The organism is Lachnospiraceae bacterium (assembly GCA_025758065.1).
Classification (GTDB): domain Bacteria; phylum Bacillota; class Clostridia; order Lachnospirales; family Lachnospiraceae; genus Enterocloster.
This window is the reverse complement of the sequence record CP107199.1, coordinates 2,102,934-2,120,941: the sequence shown is the minus strand read 5'-3', so window position 1 is coordinate 2,120,941 and position 18,008 is coordinate 2,102,934. Positions and strand designations below refer to the sequence as shown.

The 18,008-nt window shown below is 43.2% G+C and carries 16 protein-coding genes; all 16 read right to left on the bottom strand.

What is annotated here, in order from left to right:
• Positions 1 to 153 precede the first annotated feature (153 nt).
• Positions 154 to 615, bottom strand: coding sequence for a CBS domain-containing protein (locus tag OGM16_09860; protein ID UYJ45141.1), 462 nt, complete (start codon positions 613 to 615; stop codon positions 154 to 156).
• A 117-nt stretch (positions 616 to 732) separates the two neighbouring features.
• A complete protein-coding gene (locus OGM16_09855; protein ID UYJ45140.1) occupies positions 733 to 1,545 on the bottom strand; it encodes a M23 family metallopeptidase in 813 nt (270 codons plus the stop codon).
• 41 nt (positions 1,546 to 1,586) lie between these two features.
• A complete protein-coding gene (locus OGM16_09850; protein ID UYJ45139.1) occupies positions 1,587 to 2,597 on the bottom strand; it encodes a SpoIID/LytB domain-containing protein in 1,011 nt (336 codons plus the stop codon).
• 113 nt (positions 2,598 to 2,710) lie between these two features.
• A complete protein-coding gene (locus tag OGM16_09845) occupies positions 2,711 to 3,751 on the bottom strand; it encodes a M42 family metallopeptidase (protein UYJ45138.1) in 1,041 nt (346 codons plus the stop codon).
• Positions 3,748 to 5,079: a sensor domain-containing diguanylate cyclase gene (locus OGM16_09840; protein UYJ45137.1), complete on the bottom strand. Its 1,332-nt coding sequence runs from the start codon at positions 5,077 to 5,079 to the stop codon at positions 3,748 to 3,750. Before OGM16_09840 ends, OGM16_09845 begins: the two co-directional genes overlap by 4 nt.
• A 290-nt stretch (positions 5,080 to 5,369) precedes the next feature.
• Entirely contained in the window at positions 5,370 to 6,614 is a 1,245-nt protein-coding gene (locus OGM16_09835) for a 3-isopropylmalate dehydratase large subunit (GenBank protein ID UYJ45136.1), read from the bottom strand.
• A gap of 14 nt (positions 6,615 to 6,628) precedes the next feature.
• Complete coding sequence (locus OGM16_09830) at positions 6,629 to 7,120, bottom strand: 3-isopropylmalate dehydratase (protein UYJ45135.1); 492 nt, start codon at positions 7,118 to 7,120, stop codon at positions 6,629 to 6,631.
• A 24-nt stretch (positions 7,121 to 7,144) separates the two neighbouring features.
• Positions 7,145 to 8,398 (bottom strand): 3-isopropylmalate dehydratase large subunit, encoded by a 1,254-nt coding sequence (locus OGM16_09825; protein UYJ45134.1) that lies wholly within the window; start codon positions 8,396 to 8,398, stop codon positions 7,145 to 7,147.
• A gap of 4 nt (positions 8,399 to 8,402) precedes the next feature.
• Positions 8,403 to 8,885 carry a 3-isopropylmalate dehydratase small subunit gene (leuD, locus tag OGM16_09820; protein ID UYJ45133.1) on the bottom strand — a complete coding sequence of 161 codons (483 nt, stop codon included), beginning with the start codon at positions 8,883 to 8,885 and terminating at the stop codon, positions 8,403 to 8,405.
• Between the two features lie 280 nt (positions 8,886 to 9,165).
• Positions 9,166 to 9,618: an NUDIX domain-containing protein gene (locus OGM16_09815; protein ID UYJ45132.1), complete on the bottom strand. Its 453-nt coding sequence runs from the start codon at positions 9,616 to 9,618 to the stop codon at positions 9,166 to 9,168.
• A gap of 121 nt (positions 9,619 to 9,739) precedes the next feature.
• Positions 9,740 to 10,678: an Rpn family recombination-promoting nuclease/putative transposase gene (locus OGM16_09810; protein ID UYJ45131.1), complete on the bottom strand. Its 939-nt coding sequence runs from the start codon at positions 10,676 to 10,678 to the stop codon at positions 9,740 to 9,742.
• A gap of 511 nt (positions 10,679 to 11,189) precedes the next feature.
• On the bottom strand, positions 11,190 to 13,511 hold the full coding sequence (locus OGM16_09805) for a molybdopterin-dependent oxidoreductase (protein ID UYJ45130.1): 2,322 nt from the start codon (positions 13,509 to 13,511) through the stop codon (positions 11,190 to 11,192).
• Between the two features lie 4 nt (positions 13,512 to 13,515).
• Entirely contained in the window at positions 13,516 to 13,983 is a 468-nt protein-coding gene (locus OGM16_09800) for a (2Fe-2S)-binding protein (GenBank protein UYJ45129.1), read from the bottom strand.
• Positions 13,980 to 14,774, bottom strand: coding sequence for an FAD binding domain-containing protein (locus OGM16_09795; protein UYJ45128.1), 795 nt, complete (start codon positions 14,772 to 14,774; stop codon positions 13,980 to 13,982). Before OGM16_09795 ends, OGM16_09800 begins: the two co-directional genes overlap by 4 nt.
• Before the next feature lie 439 nt (positions 14,775 to 15,213).
• Entirely contained in the window at positions 15,214 to 16,647 is a 1,434-nt protein-coding gene (locus OGM16_09790; protein ID UYJ45127.1) for a penicillin-binding transpeptidase domain-containing protein, read from the bottom strand.
• Entirely contained in the window at positions 16,644 to 18,005 is a 1,362-nt protein-coding gene (locus OGM16_09785; protein ID UYJ45126.1) for an FtsW/RodA/SpoVE family cell cycle protein, read from the bottom strand. The genes OGM16_09790 and OGM16_09785 overlap by 4 nt, the downstream gene beginning before the upstream one ends.
• Positions 18,006 to 18,008: the final 3 nt, after the last annotated feature.

The window sequence follows — 18,008 nt, the reverse complement described above, 5'->3', positions numbered from 1 at the left end:
GAACCGGTCTTTCTCAGGAGAAGGTATTTCGTTTCTTATGGGGTGTAGCAAAAACTATATAATGTATTGGGGGGTTACGTCTATTATAATAGCATAGAACACCCAAAAAGTGTGCACAAAGTTTCAATTTTTGTTTTTTTTCTTTTATGCATTTTATCCAACAACTGCTTCTGATAATTCTGTCTTCTGGCGTTTAGGCCACTTTTCCTCAGGCTGCTGGCTTTTTTTATAAAAGTACTGGATAATGTCTTTTCTGGTAATAATACCGATAAAACATTTCTGGTCATCTAATACAGGCACAAAATTCTGGTTTAATGCCTTTCCGATCAGGTCTTCCATATCTGCATCTGCTTTTACCGGACGGTTATCCAGTCTGCGCTTAATGGCTGTAATAGGGATCTTTTCTGCTCCTTTTAAGTCTAAATGGTACTGGTTTTTAATACCCCAGAGCAGATCTCCTTCTGTCAGAGTTCCGATATAGCGGCCTGTCCTGCTGATAATGGGGATGGCAGAATATTTGTGGTGTTCCATTTTCTCTAAAGCCTGTCTTAAGGTGTCTTCCTCACTAATATAAGCTACTTCGCTTTTAGGAGTCAGGAAAAATAAAATGTTCATCTCGATACTCCTTTTATATAATATTCTAAAAAGAGTATACCTTAAGGCTCTGAATCTTCAGTGAATAATTTCTAACATTTTTCTTAAATCGATAATATTACCTGCCTGCAGCCATTTTTACTCCATCTGGTCCAGTGGATCTATAGCTTTTTCCTGGTGTTTTAATTCAAAGAATACATTGACACCTTCTACGGAATAATATTTTGTAGGTTCTGCCACATATCCAAAGACCTGCCCGGCTTCCAGATATTCCCCTGGTACAGCGGTGATCTCCTTTAACTGGCCGCAGGTAGCAGTATATTCATTTCCAAGATCCAGTACAACGAAATTGCCGATCTCTTCATTGGAACCTACTTCCAGTACCTTTGCATTTGCAGGCGCTGCTACCGGGTCGCTGACCTCTGCCTGGATCACAATACCCGGATTGCACTTAAACTGATCCAGAGTAGGAAAATAAATAGTCTGATCCATACTGTAATCCAGGATCACATTTCCTCTTACTGGCCAGGTAAGGGAACTGGTATCTGTAAAATTTAACACCAGGGCTTTTGCTGCCTGTTTTCCTGCCCCTGCTTCTGCTGCAAGGTCATTTCCTGTATTCTTGTTCTCTGCTGTGTTTTCATTGTCTGTCAGTGGGTTGTTTCCTGCATTTTCATCTGTGTTCTTCTGGGCAAAAGCCTTAGGGTCTTCCTGTGACGCCTCTGCTGCCGCCTGGGCATTATCACCGGTATTTTCCTGGTCTGCTCCATTTTGGCCGTTCTCTTTCGCCATCAGCTCACCTCCTGGTACTTCCAGATAGGGGCTCTGGCCATTTTCATCTGTACTGCCTACTGTAAGCACTCCTACCGCAGCCACAGCCGTTAAAAGGCCAATGACCATCATTACCAGGAAGAGCTTATCTTTGAATAACTGATTTACTTTATCTTTCACCTTTTATCACCTCACTGGTATTCTTACCAGTTTGGTCATCTTTATTCAGTGCAAAATTCAATATCACTGTAAAAATATTCCAGTATCTGTTTAAAATCCCATCCTTCTGCTGCTTTTGCCTGGGCTTCACACTGGCTTAAGCCGTACCCGTGTCCATTTCCCTTTACAGTAATGGAAATACCATTTTCCTGAGGCTCTGTAAAAAAACAGGCAGAAGGAAGTCCTAAAGCATCTGCTGCTTCTTCCCCAGTAAGAGAAACACCGTCGATCTGGATCTCTTCCACATAGGCAGAAGCATCTCTTTTTATGATCTGCACCTTTGAGGGAATTGCTTCTGGGCGCACCTGAAAAGCCTTTAACTTTTCTGCTGCCTGTGCATCTGAAAAAGACAGATAGCTGATAAAATCCTCTGCCTCCAGATCATCAGGACAGGAAACAGAAGAAAGATATGGGTAGTTTTCACCCCCATTTCTGGTTTTTCCGGCGCTCAGCCTGCAAAAAAGAGGTGTGATAAGTTTCCCCTGACAGGTCATTACGATCCCGGCCGTCTGGGCTGCTGCTTCCTCCAGACGGCTGTATTTTTCCAAAAACGCATCTGTTCCCCAGGTTTTCTTTAATTCATCTCCTGGCTTTCTCCTTAACCCCAGATCTGATTCTGATATCTCCCATACTGACTGTGACTTTCCTACGGTTGTTACCTCCCCGCCAGTTTCAGACATCCCAATTTCAGGCTTTTCTGATCCATTCTCCATCTTCTCCATCTGCTGCCTTATATATGTCCTTGCAATCACTGCCTGGGCCTTTATGGCTTCCATTTCACTATCCGGGGATACCTGCACTGCCAGCACAGAAGGAAGATATTCTTCCAGTGACAGCCATTTTTCCTTTTCACTGCCACCTGACTGGTCTAAAAAGATGCGGTAACTGCCTGCAGCCGTTCTCTCCTGCTGCCTGCTGTACTGTGTTCCCTGTATATTTCCTGTGACTATCAGTGTAGTCCCAAAAGGCAGAAGCAGACCGGCCACAACCCCGACGATCATCCATTTTCCCATAAAAAATCCCCTGTTTCCAACTTGCTGTTTTCTACAATATATGGAGACAGAGGATCATTTTATTATTGAATTTTGGCTACAGCTTGTACCATCTGCAGACAGCAAGTCTATTTTTACCCAATATAAGCCTGTATCAGACGGAAGGTGTTTTCTGCACCATCTCTGTGGCTTCTTTCATAGCCATGGGAAGCATACACACCTGGTCCGATCAGGGCATGACGGATGTCATTTCCTGCACGGAGAGTAGTCTCCACATCAGAACCATAGTGAGGATATACATCCACTGCAAAACCTATGTTATTTTCCTTTGCAAGCTCCACCAGGCGGCTTACGATCTCGTAATTATAAGGTCCGCCGCTGTCTTTTGCACAGATAGAAACTTCCCGTTCTGTACACATCAGTCCATTGCCTACACAGCCCATATCCACTGACCAGGCTTCCGTAACACCAGCGGGTACAGAAGCACTGCCTCCATGTCCCACTTCCTCATAAACTGTAAAATGGGCATATACAAACCTGTCAGGCTGTATATTTTCTTCTTTCAGATATTTTCCATATCCCAGTAAAATAGCTGCTGAAAGCTTATCATCCAGGAAACGGCTTTTAATATAGCCTGATTTTGTAACCCGTGTCCGTGGCTCAAAGCACACATAATCTCCCGGCATGATGCCCAGCTTTAACGTATCCTCTTTGGAGCTTACCGGCTCATCCACCAGAACTTCTATGGTATCCCAGTTTCGCTCTGTTTTCTCATAATTTCCATTTACATGGACAGAAGCATTGATCAGCTGGCATACACCCTCATAAATCCCGTCTGCTTTGGTAACAATGCGCACATTTTCTGCCTCTGCATTTGCCGGTTTCATACCACCGATATTAGTCAGCCGGAGGCGCCCATCTGCTTTTACCTCAGCTACCATGCCACCTAAAGTATCGCAGTGGGCTTCTAATAAAATCCCATCTTCTCTGTTTTTCCCGCCAAAAGAAGCAACTACACCGCCTTTGATGGTACGTTCTGCCTGGATCCCCAGTCTTTTTAATTCCTCTAACAGATAATCTGTTACCTGCCGGCAATAGCCTGAGGGACTGTCTATGGATAATAATTTTTCTGCCTGTTCTATAATATAATCTGTGTATTTTCTGTAGTCTGTCATGTTTTCACCAAGCCTCTCCTGTCTCTTCCTTTTACCTGATAATAAGCATTCTTTTCTATGTACATCCGCTTTTCCGCTGCCTTTAACATAGCTTCTATCATACTTTCATTTTTCCATTCCAGTCCTATAGAACAGCTGACCTCCGCCTCTTCCAGGTCTTCTTGCACCTGTTTGATCCGTTCCATGAAATCTGCTTCCGCTGTTTTCGCAACAATGATCACAAATTCATCTCCGCCAATACGATACGCATTTTCCGGAAACGTTTTTAAAATACACTGGGCGGCACTACAGATCAGCCTGTCTCCTGCTTCGTGTCCCAGGCTGTCATTAACCTGTTTTAAGCCGTTAAGGTCAATATAGGCAACCCCTGTATCGCGGACCGGGAAATATTCACAGCTTTCCAGCACTTTCATGTATTTATTGCGATTATAAAGCCCTGTAAGCATATCACGAAAGCTTAAAAACTGCAAACGCTCCTGCTGCTTTTGGGAAGACTGGCTGTTTACAATAAAATACTGCAAAGACAGCAAAAGTGTGGCATCATCAAAATGAGTCCGGGGATTGTCTACTCCAACAAAGCCGATAATCTTTTCATTTTTCTTTAGTGGCACTGTTAAAAGGCGTTGAACCTTCTGTTCCACCAGCATTTCGTAAGAGGGATACCCCTTTTCCTGCTTTGTATCTGCGATGTAATAAACTTCTCCTTTCTCGAAACGGTCCAACCAGACTTCAATAACAGAAAGGGGGACTTCCTGGAGATTATCGATCTGACAGGAAACACCCTCTGCTGCATATTCGTATGTATTGATAACGATCTGTTTTTCATAATCAATATCAAAAATATAACTTCTGTCTGCCTGAAAATAGTTACAGATAATGCCCAGAAGGTTATAAATAGCCACACCAGTATTCCTGTCTGCGGAAAGTTCCGCTGCACAACGGTTTAATGTGGTGGCGATCTCTAACTGATGGAGCCTTTCTTTGTTGATCCTTTCCATCTGTTCCTTCAAGCTTCCTACGATCAGAATATTGGCCACAATACCAATAGCCACCACCATTACTTTACTTCTGCCATCTGTATCAAAAATCCAGAAACTGTGTTCTACAGAAAAATAGAACATAGTATACAAATATATGATCCCGCCGCAAAGGATACCTGCTTTGTATCCAAACTGTACTAAAGCCGCAGATAAAATCACAATTAAAATGATATTGGGATTAGAGATCCTAAACCAGTAAGTGACCGCACAGGCTGCTGTCTGTAAAAGTCCCATGAGCAATATCCATTTGATATTTTTATCCTGATGTATGGCTTCCGGTATTTTCATAGGCATCCCCCTTCTATGTCTAATGTACTCCCGGAGTCTCCCTGTGCCTGATTTTGTAAGGATTTTTTGTCAATGATCAGCCAAAACAGCAGGCGCATGAGAAACTCTGAAAGATCATTTTGTAAATATATCGTCACTTCACTTGTAGTTATAACTATATTTTACAAAAGCAAAGAGGATTTTGCAATCGTTTATTAATTTTGTAACCTGATTATAAAAAAGAGCATGTCTCCATTCCCAAAAACACGCTCTTATCTATCTTATATGCTTTTTATAATTCTTTTATCTTTCTACTGCGGACTTACAATCTTGCCCGCAACAGCACAACTGGCTGCTGTCTTTGGAGAAGCCAGATAGATCTGTACCTTGGATGTTCCCATACGGCCTAAGAAGTTGCGGTTATTGGTTGCAACTACTCTTTCACCATCTGTTAAGATGCCGCCGGTTCTGCCGCAGCACAGTCCACAGCCGGGATGGGTGATGATAGCACCGGCTTCTGCCAGTGTATCCAGGATACCCATTTCATCTGCCTGTCTGTAGATCTTACGGCTGGCTGGTGTAACGATCAGTTTTACAAAATCTGCTACCTTCTTGCCCTTTAAAACCTCAGCTGCTGCTGCCAGATCCTCTAAACGGCCATTGGTGCAGGAGCCGATAAATACCTGGTCGATCTCTGTTCCTTCCAGTTCGCTGACATTGCGGATCTTGTCTACCTGGGACGGACATGCCATAACAGGTACAAAATCCTCTGCCTTGTATTCCATTATCTTGCAGTAGTTAGCGTCTGCATCGCCTGCCAGGCTCTTCTGATAATCATTTAAGGTAATATCACAGTATTCTGCTGTTTTTTCATCTGGTGTAAACAGTGCACATTTAGCACCTGCTTCAATGGCCATGTTGGAAATGGTCATACGGCTGGCAACTGTCATATTCTCTACTGCGCTTCCAGAAAATTCCAGTGCCTTGTAAGTAGCGCCGTCTGCGCCCAGATCACCGATCAGACGCAAAATAACATCCTTTGACATTACATTTTCAGGCAATTTGCCATTGATCACAACTTTAATAGTCTCCGGTACCCTGATCCACATGGTTCCGGTTCCTAAGATGCTTGCCATTTCTGTATATCCGATACCTGAAGAAAAGGCGCCTACACAGCCGTAGGTAGTGGTATGGCTGTCTGTACCAAATGCAATATCACCTGGCTTTACATAACCTGCTTCTGTCATCAGCTGGTGGCAGATGCCATCGCTTCTATGTACGTGGGTCATGCCATATTTTTCAGCAAAAGCATCACCAGTATGGAAATGTCTGGTATCATCTAACTGACTTGCAGGTACCAGATGGTCATAGATCAGAACCACTTTATCCGGATCCCAAAGCTTCCCAAAGCCCATTTCCCTGAATTTTTCTGCTACAAAAGGGATAAATATATCGTGGATCATCACACGGTCCACATTTACAGTCACAATATCACCTGGCTTTACTTCTTTGCCGGTATTATGCTCTATGATCTTTTCAATTACTGTCTTTCCCATTTCTTACACTCCTCCTAATCCAGACCATTCAGTTTGCGCATAGCCTTTACCAGACCGCCTGCGCGGATAATGTCCATCAGATTCTCCGGAAGAGCTGCGATGGGATATGTTTTTCCATTATAATCAACATGTTCATTCATTACAACAGATATGGTATCCCCCTCTTTGATGTCATCATAGAGAGTAGGCTGCTCAATAAGAAGCAGACCGTTGTTAATGGAGTTGCGAAAGAAGATCCTTGCAAAGGATTTTGCGATAACACACTGGATTCCCAGTGCCTTGATGATCTCCGGTGCCTGTTCTCTGGAAGAGCCGCAGCCAAAATTCTTTCCTGCAACAATGATATCTCCCGGTTTGATCTGGTCTGCCAGCTCCGGGCGCAGCGGGGAAAATCCGTACTGCTTCATATCATCTATTGTTTTTAATGCAAGGTATTCAGTGGGGATAATAATATCAGTATCAATATCATCTCCCAAAACCCATACCTTTCCTATCATTTTATCCATGTTCCAATATCCTCATATTTTCGATTATTTTATGTCTTCAGCCAGGGCGATCTCTCCTGCAATGGCAGAGGCAGTAACAGTAGCTGCGGAGCCTAAATATACCTTAGAGCTTGGATGTCCTGCACGGCCCTTGAAGTTTCTGGTACCTGTACTGATCAGGACTTCATTTTCACCGATCACGCCCTGACAGCTTCCCCAGCATACGCTGCAGTTCGGGTTCATGACAATAGCGCCTGCTTCCATAAAGATATCGATCAGACCTTCCTTTAATGCCTGACGGTAAACGGTCTGGCTTGCAGGGACTACCAGGAAACGTACCTTTTCTGCCACTTTTTTGCCCTTGATAATAGAAGCACCCACTCTTAAATCTTCAATACGTCCATTGTTGCAGGAACCTAAGAATGCTTCGTCGATCTTTATTCCACGGACTTCTTCTGCAGGAACTACATTATCCACAAAATCAGGTTTTGCAGCCACAGGACGTACTTTGGATAAGTCAAAGGTATATTCTCTCGCATACACTGCATCCGGATCACTCTTGTATACAGCTTTTGGCTTTCTGCCATGTGCTTCCAGATATTCTAATGCCTTTTCATCTGCCTCAAAAATGCCGGTCTTTGCACCTGCTTCTACTGCCATATTGCAAAGTACCATACGCTCACTGATGCTTAAGTTTTTTGCACCTTCTCCGGTAAATTCCATTACCTGGTAATTACATCCGTTTGCACCGATCTCTCCAATGATGGTTAAGATCAGGTCCCTTGCATAAACACCTTCCGGCAGTTTTCCTACCAGATTAAACTTTACAGTTTCAGGAACCAGTACCCAGGATTTTCCAGTTACCATTCCATAAAGGAAATCCGTACATCCTACGCCGGTACCAAAAGCGCCTAAAGCGCCATAGGAACAGGTATGGCTGTCTGCCCCGAAGATCAGCTCACCGGAACACACATAATTTTCCATCATTACCTGATGGCAGACGCCTTTTCCTTCCCAGAAATCAATGTTGTTTTCTTTTGCAAAATCACGCATTTTTTTCTGGGATGCTGCTGTTTTCGGGCAATCTGAAGGTACGTTGTGGTCTACGATAAATACCACTTTTTTTGCATCAGCAATATGTGGGTTTTTTAATTTATTCCGGTACATGTCCACAGTCAGATGTGTGGTACCATCATTACTCATTAAACGGTCTAATGTTACAGTATGGATATCTCCCGGTTTTACACTTTCAACGCCGGCTGCTGCCGCTATGATCTTTTCTGCGATCGTCATTCCCATTTTCCTATTCCTCCTCACGGTTTAATGAGGCGATCAGTCCGCCCTGGTTTAAAATATTCTGCATGTATTCCGGCAACTTGGTGCAGGAATAGGTCTTGCCATTTGCCTGGGCCGTTCCATCTGACATGGAAAGTTCCATGGTATCGCCGGTCTTTACCTCATCCGGCAGCTCCTTACAGACAATAACAGGAAGTCCGATATTAATAGCATTTCTGTAGAAAATCCTTGCAAAGGATTTTGCGACGATAGCCTGTACACCTAATGCTTTTAAAACGCCTGGTGCCTGTTCTCTGGAAGAACCGCATCCGAAGTTTTCACCACCTACAACAAAATCTCCCGGTTTAACTTTTTTAGGAAAATCCGGATCTAAAGACTCAAAAGCATGCTCCTTCATTTCTTCTAAATTTGGTAAAAGCAGATACTGTGATGCGATGATCTGATCTGTATCAAGGTCATTATGAAATTTAAAAATGGTTCCTTTTGCCATGATGTATGTATTCCTTTCTTAAAACCGCCTTGTCTGGGTTTTGCTTTTCTGCATTTTCTGTGTTTTGTACTAATATGTAGTATACCATAGGATGTACTATAATGGAAATGGTGGTTATTGATATATTTAATAACTGTAAGTTATAGAATACGCCCCCACAGATAACCTGCGCTGCATTATTTCAGTAGAATTGCGGGGAGTGCAAAACGCACAAAAAACTGCTGTATACAGTTCTATTACTCTCGTATACAGCAGTTTTTAGCTTCTTCTTATTCTGTTTTTAAAAATACTTCTTGCTTCCCCAAAGATTACTTCTTTTAAGGTCCAGATATTCATTATAAGCCTTTTCAAGGATCTGCTTTTCATTGGAAAACTTCAGCAGATGATATGCTTCATAAAATTTGTAATACCCGGAATCCAGAAAGTATTCTTCCCGCTGTGGTTTACTGTAGTAGCTGTCAGCCATCATCAGATACCAGTGTACATCTTTTTCTACCACATCCTGAGGCGTGTTAAAGGTGTACTGGCTCTTTCCAATGTACTTGATGATAGAAGCGCTTACTCCGGTCTCTTCTTTTACTTCCCTAAGAGCCGTTTCTTTGTATTCTTCGCCAGCTTCTACTGTTCCCTTAGGCAGGACCCAGCCCTCATATTTATTCTTGTAATTCTTATACAGGACCAGAATCTTCCCTCGAAATATAACCACACCGCCGCAGCTCGTTGCCTCAATCATTGCAATTCCTCCCGGTTTTGGTGTGAATCTGAATAACTGGTTTTAGTATACAACGTTTGAGGGGTATATGCAAGAAGGAAATCTAGGTATGAAACTATTGTAGCACTTTGCGGCAATTTCCTTACTGTATATGATAATGTTTTTTCATACCTTCTAAAAATTCTGGTTCTGATGACAAACGGGTGATCTCGCTGGTGCGGCCATCTAATTGCATGGCTGTTATTAAATTTAGAATGGTCAATTCGCCTGCAGCTTTACCCTGGGTGATTCCCCTGCGCATTCCTTGCTTTTCACCCTCCATTTTGCTCTCCTCTACCCAATCAAGAAGTCCTTTGCACATGTTAATTCCCCCTTCCTCACTACGATACTTTTCTTTAACTTGCTGTAATTGTTTTGTATCTGTCATTGCTGCAATAAGATCATAGGCATCTTCGTCTATGTTTTCAAACTGTTTTTCTCGTTCTTTTAAATATTGTTCTACCGCTTTTTTATCTGAGGACCGCCTGATAAATCCGAATACCTCTCTGACATCTGTTTTAAAACATTCTTCATTTGTAAATCGGCGAACATCTAAAACATGGATTGGATAATGGTTGATGAATATTTTTATCTCTTCTGGAAGATTTTTATGGTCCAAAATCTCATAAATATCTTTCGCTATATCCCATGGCTTTTCTCCATAATAGATTACAATAGTAATAACTGGCGTTAAAGCATCTGTGCTTGTCAGACTGCTGATATAATCATTTTTATCCAAAACACCTTTTTCCCGGTTTTGCTTTTGTATCTTTTTCATCTGGCGGTCATAAGATAACGCATCTTCCACCATAATACGTACCGGCATTCCCCGATGAATCTTATCCTGATGTTCCAGAGCAATGATCGTAAATGAAGTTCCAAAAGCTACTCTTTTTACTCCATCTCGAAAACGTTGTATATTTTTCTTCTTTTTCACAGTCAGGCTGCCCCTGCGTGACTTTCCTACCTCTCTTGTATCCTGGCTATAAAACTGTTTTTCTGTTACAATCTGCTTTCCATCAAAAATATAGCCATTTAACAAGTCCGCATACCGCCTGTCATCATCAAAAAACACAGCTGTTTCTATATCTCTTGTTCCCATTTATTCTCCCCTTTCTTTCTACTGCAAAGCAAAAGGGAAGTTTCTAACATCTATTATACGAAATCCAATTGCAGATTTCAATATATTCCCCCTGCCTGTTTTAAAACAAAATTATACTGATCTTTAAACCTGTCTTTCAATAAAGCCCATGTGATTTTTGGCAGAATCTGCCCGAATACAGATATGAAACACATATAGCGTTACATATTTTTAGAATATCATTATTTCTGACTGATAAATGTAATTACAGTATAACATTAAAATTTACAAAAATCTACTACATTTTTCCCTACAAAAAACCAGCCTCACAGGCTGCATTTATACACATTTATGTACTCATGCCTCTTGCCTGCAAGGCTGGCTTTTTATGCTCTATTATTACACTTATGAGTTCATCCTGCACTCACAAGCCATTCGCTTACGCGCTTCACTGCATGCTATTACAGGCAGCTTATTTCATCCCCATAAAGATCTTCTCATCTGTAATAGGCAGTTCCCTGATCCTGACACCGACTGCATTATATACCGCATTTGCAATAGCTGGAGATGGGGTATTGATAACGATCTCACCAATGGATTTTGCACCAAACGGGCCCGTAGGCTCGTAGCTGCATTCAAATTCTACCTGGACTTTTCCGATGTCCAGACGGCTTGGTACTTTGTACTGCATGAAGGAGTTTTCATGGACACGTCCCTGGTCGGAATAAGTTACATCCTCATACATTGCCATGCCAATTCCCTGTGCCAGACCGCCTTCTGTCTGTACTCTGGCCAGATTTTCATTTAATGGTGTTCCACAGTCTACTGCTGCTGCAAACTGGATCAGTTCGATATGACCGGTTTCCTTGTCGATCTCCACTTCTGCAGCACCTGCCATAAATGGTGGCGGTGAAACAGGTGAAGTATGGGACTCTGTAGCCTGGAGAGCTTCCTCGTTAAAGCACATAGCTTTATTTCCGATATCCTTCAGTGTAATCTCCGCCTGTTCTCCCTCAGGCGCATTCAACCTGCGGACTGTCTTTCCAGTAAACTCCAGATCGTCCTCTGAGCAATTCAGATATTCTGCTGCTTTCTTTAATATCTTCTTTTTCAAAGATTCACAGGTCTTTACTACTGCCATACCTGTCAGATAAGCAGTACTGGAAGCATAGGAACCGGAGTCATATGGGGAAATATCAGTATCAACGCCGTAAACCACAATATCATCCAGCTCACAATCCAGGCACTCTGCTGCTACCTGTGCCAGTGTGGTATCACAACCGGTTCCCATATCAGATGCACCAATTGTCATACTGTAAAAGCCGTCATCATTTACCTTAATGGTAACGCTTCCTACGTCTACGCCGGAAATAGCAGAGCCCTGCATTGCCATTGCCAGACCTACTGCCCTTACTTTGCCATTTCCCATGTCTTTTCTTGGATACTTTTCATCCCAGCCGATCATTTCCATAGCCTTGTCTACACAGCGGTCCAGAGCACAGCTGTTGGCAGTTTCGCCATAGTAAGCAGGCATCACCTGTCCCTGGCGTATCATATTTTTCTTTCTAAGCTCAATGGGGTTCATTCCCATCTGGGCTGCCAGTTCGTCTATAGCGGACTCTACAGCAAAAATACCCTGGGTTGCTCCATATCCGCGGTAAGCACCTGCGGACATACGGTTGGTATAAACTACATCATAAGCAAAGCGGAATGCCTTTGGTGTACCGTACAAAGGAATAGACTTGTGTCCTGAAAGACCTACTGTAGTCGGTCCATGTTCGCCAAAAGCACCTGTATTGGACAATGTATACACATCCATTGCCTGTAAAATACCATTGTCATCGCAGCCCAGCTTTACCTTTACCTCCATTTCATGACGTGGAGAAGATGCGATCTGGGACTCATAACGGCTGTAAATGATCTTAGCCGGTTTTCCGGTCTTCATAGTAACGATCGCCGGATAAACTTCTGCTACTACGGTCTGCTTTGCACCAAAACCGCCACCGATCCTTGGCTTGATAACGCGAATCCTTGATTTTGATACATCCAGTGCATGAGCCAGGATACGACGCACATGGAAAGGGACCTGGGTGGAAGCCACTACATTTAAACGTCCATATACATCCATATAAGTAAATGCACGGAAAGTCTCCATCATGGCCTGCTGGTTTGCCTTAGTATGGTATGTTTTTTCCACAATGTGGCTGCAGCCTGCAAATGCTGCCTCCAGATCACCGTGGGTCTCACCGCCGCTGGCACATAAGTTTCTCTTATTATCAGCGCCCACATTACACAGCGCTTTCCAGTTATCCTCAGGATGTACCAGGATTTTTCCATCTTTTGAATCATGCATATCTAAAACAGGCTCCAGAACCTGATATTTCACCTTAATAAGGCGCATTGCATGATCTACCGCAGCTTCTGTCTCACCTGCGATGATAGCCACTGCATCTCCCACAAAACGTACTCTCTGATCCAGGATCAGGCGGTCATACGGACTTGGCTCCGGATAGGTCTGGCCAGCCATGGTAAAACGCTTCTGAGGAACATCCTTCCATGTAAGGATACATTCGATCCCTGGAACTCTGGAAGCAACCTTACAGTCGATTTCTTCGATCAGCGCATGGGCATAAGGACTTCTAAGCACTTTTACGATCAGGCAGTCCTTTGGTGCCAGGTCATCGGTGTAGACCGGCTTACCTGTTACCAATGCTTTCGCATCTTTTTTCACAACAGGAGCGCTTATCAGCCGGAATTTCTTTCCTGTTGCAGGATTGATCTGTGTATATGCCATTTTCTTATGCCTCCTTTCCGCTCTGCTTCATATCCAGATATTTTTTTACAGCCCTAAGCTGGGACATGTATCCGCTGCAACGGCATAAATTTCCAGAAAGATATTCTTTGATATCTTCTTCATCCGGATTTTTTAATTCTTTTTCCATAGCAAGAACATTCATAATAAAGCCCGGATTACAGAAACCGCACTGCTCTCCGCCTTCTCTTGCTAAAAACATTCCAAATTCTTCTGCCTCTTTCTGCAGACCTTCCAGCGTAGTCACATGACGACCATCTGCACGAATGGCAAGTGTGGAACATGACAGAACCGGCTTTCCATCCAGCCATACAGTACAAAGACCACAGTTTGCTGTCTCACAGCCTCTTTTTACACTATAACAGCCCAGCTCACGTACCAGGTCTAATAACAGCATATCTGGCTTTACATCTGTCTCTATCTGTTTTCCATTTAAACGAAATGAAAGTCTCATACTCTGCCCACGCTCCTTCCTTTGATCTGCTCCATAAGACGGCGGATATATACTGTTGCCAGAGTCTTTCTATAAGCACCGCTGGCACGCACATTGTCACCATAAGTAAAGGCATCTGCCGCCTGTTTTGCCATTTCTTTTAAGGTATCAAAATCATCCTCTGTAATGATCACTGTCTTTGCCTTTGCAGGTCTTGCACCAACAGACACAAACCATTTATTTCCAAGATTGGAAACGCAGCAGGCGATCACCGGAAAATCGGTACGGGAATTGCGCTGGCTGGTATAAGCAGCCTTTCTTCCGTCTTTCTTTATAATAATACGAACCAGGATATCCTTCTGATCTCTTCGTACAGGTCTGGCTGCAAATTCAGAAAGCGGAATAGTTCCCTCATGATACAGTTCTACATAAGCATCAAGAGCCAGCAGGCAGGTCAGTATATCAGAAAACCCAAAGCGGGCAAAAATACTGCCTCCTACAGTTGCACAGTTTCTCATCTGAACACCAACGATATTTCTGGTACATTCCCTGAAAATCCCATCAAAATACCGGTTCAGCCCCTCATGAGTCTCTAACTGATGTAAACTGCACATACAGCCAATAGAAAACTCTCCTTCCTTTTCTTCAATTTCATCCAGTCCAAGCCCGGACAAATCCACAATAGTACGCTTGGTAATATGAGTCATCTTCATCCATACCATTCCGCCTACTACCAGACTGCTTCGCTTCTGACAAAGCTCATAAGCCTCTGCCAGATCACTTACCTTAACATAATCATCTGCTCGGAACACCTGTTTTTCTCCCTTCGTATCTTTTCTTTAATAAGTTTTAATAAGTATTTCTTATAAATACCCCCGTCTTTTAGTAAATAAAAGAACAAAACAGCCCGATTATAACACGAAACCCTGACCTTTTCCATAGTAATCGTTATTCTTTTTTAAGATATAATGAGCGCAGGGAAAAACAAGCGGCTGCGTAAGCAGACATTTGTTTTTCACAAGCCATTAACGAACGAATCGCCTGCGAAAGCAGGCAGTAGAGCGCGAATGCGCGGGATTCGTGAGTATAAGATATAATAAGTCCAAAAGAAAAACAAGCGACACCGAAGGTGGCATTTGTTTTTCTTGGACCATTAACGAACGAATCGCCTGCGTATGCAGGCAGTAAAGCACGTCAGTGCGGGGATCTGAGTATAAACATAATGAGCGCAGGGAAAAACAAGCGGCTGCATTATGATTCTCTCGACATATATATGTCAAACAGCTGTCTTGCGATCGGCCCTGCTACCTTACCGCCGCTTCCAGATTCCTCCACCAGGACTGTAACAACGATCTTCGGTGATTCTACTGGTGCAAAGCCGGTGAACCAGGCGTGTGTCTCTTTTCCTGTTTCAAATTCAGCAGTTCCTGTTTTAGCTGCTACCGTATAGGCATCAGTGCGTACAGAAGAACCTGTTCCTTCAACTACTACATCACGCATCAGTTCTGTAAGATTGGCCGCCTCAGCAGCTGTCATAAGGATTCCGCCTGTAGCTGGAAGAAACTTTTTTACCTCTTCACCACCTACACTGACCACCCGGTCCAGCATATATGGCTTCATAAGCGTTCCTCCATTAGCAATGGCCGCTGTGATCAGGGCATTGTGAAGAGGTGTGATCAGTGTGGTTCCCTGTCCAATGGAAGTCTGTAAAATCTCCCAGGTTCCGGCTCCTTCTTTCATATTAAAAGAGCTTTCCTTATAAGAATAACCGGACAATGGTAATGGATTATTAAACAATAATTCCTCTGCTGTGGAATGGAAACGGTTCAGATCCAAAACCAGTCCTAAACTGGAAAATGCACCATTACAGGAATTAGCAAAGGCTTTCACAAAATCCTGACTTCCGTGGGCTTCGCTGTGGAAACATTTAATAGAATAGTCCCCATTGTGGTAAACACCATTGCAATCAAAATGAAAATCCTTGTAGTCATCCGGATGTTCCCGCACATACTCAAGAGCTGTCACGATCTTAAATGTAGACCCAGGGGGATATAAACCGGCAGTTACACGATTTACCAGCTGTCCCTGGTTATTAGAGCTATCTGTGAGAGCCGCCCAGTCCTGAAGAAGGGTATTGGGATCGTATCCCGGCTTTGAAACCATTGCTAAGATTTTTCCTGTATCCGGCTCCATGGCGATCACCGCCCCTCTTCTGTCCCCTAAAGCCGCATAAGCCGCCTGCTGCAGCTCCATATCCAGAGTAGTCACCACACTGTCGCCTAAGTTTTTCGCACCTGCCAGCTCATTTCCCGCCTGTTCCACCAGATTTACGTGAGAACTTAAAAGATAAAAGTTTGCCATGGCTTCAATTCCTGTTTTCCCTTTAGAAGAATAGCCTACTGCATGGTCAAACACACTGCCATAGTTATAAACTCTTGTCTCATTTCCCCCATCATCTGTAGTAGTTTCTGCCAGTACAGTTCCGTCTGCTGCCAGGATGCTGCCCCTTACAATACGGTCTGAAAAACTGTCCAGTCTTGCATTATAAGGATTATTGATCACATCCTCGCTTTTCACCTGAAGAAAATATCCCATGTAAACAGCCAGTGCCAGAAACAAAGCCACACATACATAGGTGACCGACAGAACCTTGGAATTAGGATCACTTTTTTTCAGTTCTTTCATTCTTCCTGTGCCTCCATTTCTTCCAGCTCTTCTTCATCATTGCGTTTGATGATGTAAAGTCCCTGGATAATACTGAATAACAGGAATGTAGTTACAATGGAACTTCCTCCATAACTTACAAAAGGAAGTGTCACACCGGTAGATGGGATAAACTTGGTCACACCGCCTACTGTAAGGAATACCTGGACCACATATTCCATTCCCAGTCCCACTGCCAGCATCTTATAAAACATAGCCTGCATTTTTGTGGCGATCATCATAAATTGGATAAAACAGCCCAGACAGATAAGAAGAACACAGATAGCGAAAATACCTCCCATTTCTTCAGATATTGCTGCGAAAATGAAATCCTTTTCTACTACCGGGATCTTATTTGGCATTCCCTGACACAATCCCATGCCAAACCATCCCCCTGTTCCAATAGCAAAAAGGGACTGGGTGATTTGATAGCCTGTATTATCAATATCTGCCCACGGATTTTTCCATGCTGTAAATCTGCGCCTTACATGATCAAAAAGAGCATATGCAATAGATGTGGCCCCTTTTCCGAGAATCCCCGCTGCGATCAGGTACAGCCAGTTTCCTGTGGCAATAAACAGCATGACCACATAGCTTACAAAGAAGATCAACGCACTTCCCAGGTCTTTTGACAACACCAGGATCACCACATGAAGTGCTGCCACTACCGTAGTGATACAGATGTTTTTAAACTCCAGAGACTGATAAAACATGGAAGCCACAAAAAACACAAAACTGATCTTTACGAATTCTGAGGGCTGAATGGATATCCCGCCAATAGTCAGTGACAATTGGGCACCAAAGCTTTCATTTCCTGCTACCCATACCAGAAGCAGGGCTGCCAGCCCGATCCCTCCATAAAGCCATTGGAATTTGTACAGCTGCCAGAACCGTTCCATGATAAAAGGAACCAGCCAGGAAACCACCGCTGCCGCTGCCACGATCACAAACTGCTTAAAAGCCTTATCCAATCCCTTATCTAAAGACAATCTGGTGAGCATGATAAAACCGCAGGCTAATAACATGCAGCAGTTATTTACCAGAAGTCTTGATACATTTCTGTAAATAAACCGGTAAATATAAATGTACAGCAGGAAAAATACCACCTGGCCTATATAAAATACCAGCAGCATCCGGCTCAGTGTTTCATCTTCTGTTTTCAGATACATCACCAGATATGCCAGAAAATGCAGCAAAAACATAGCCCGGTTCTGCCTTGCGCATACTTTTCTCTTCCGTTCCAGATCCGGAAAAGAAAAGAACCGAAAATTAGCATAAGTATAAATGGCCATCAGCAATATCATAAGATATTTGGATACTTCCACGATCAGATTTGTCATAGG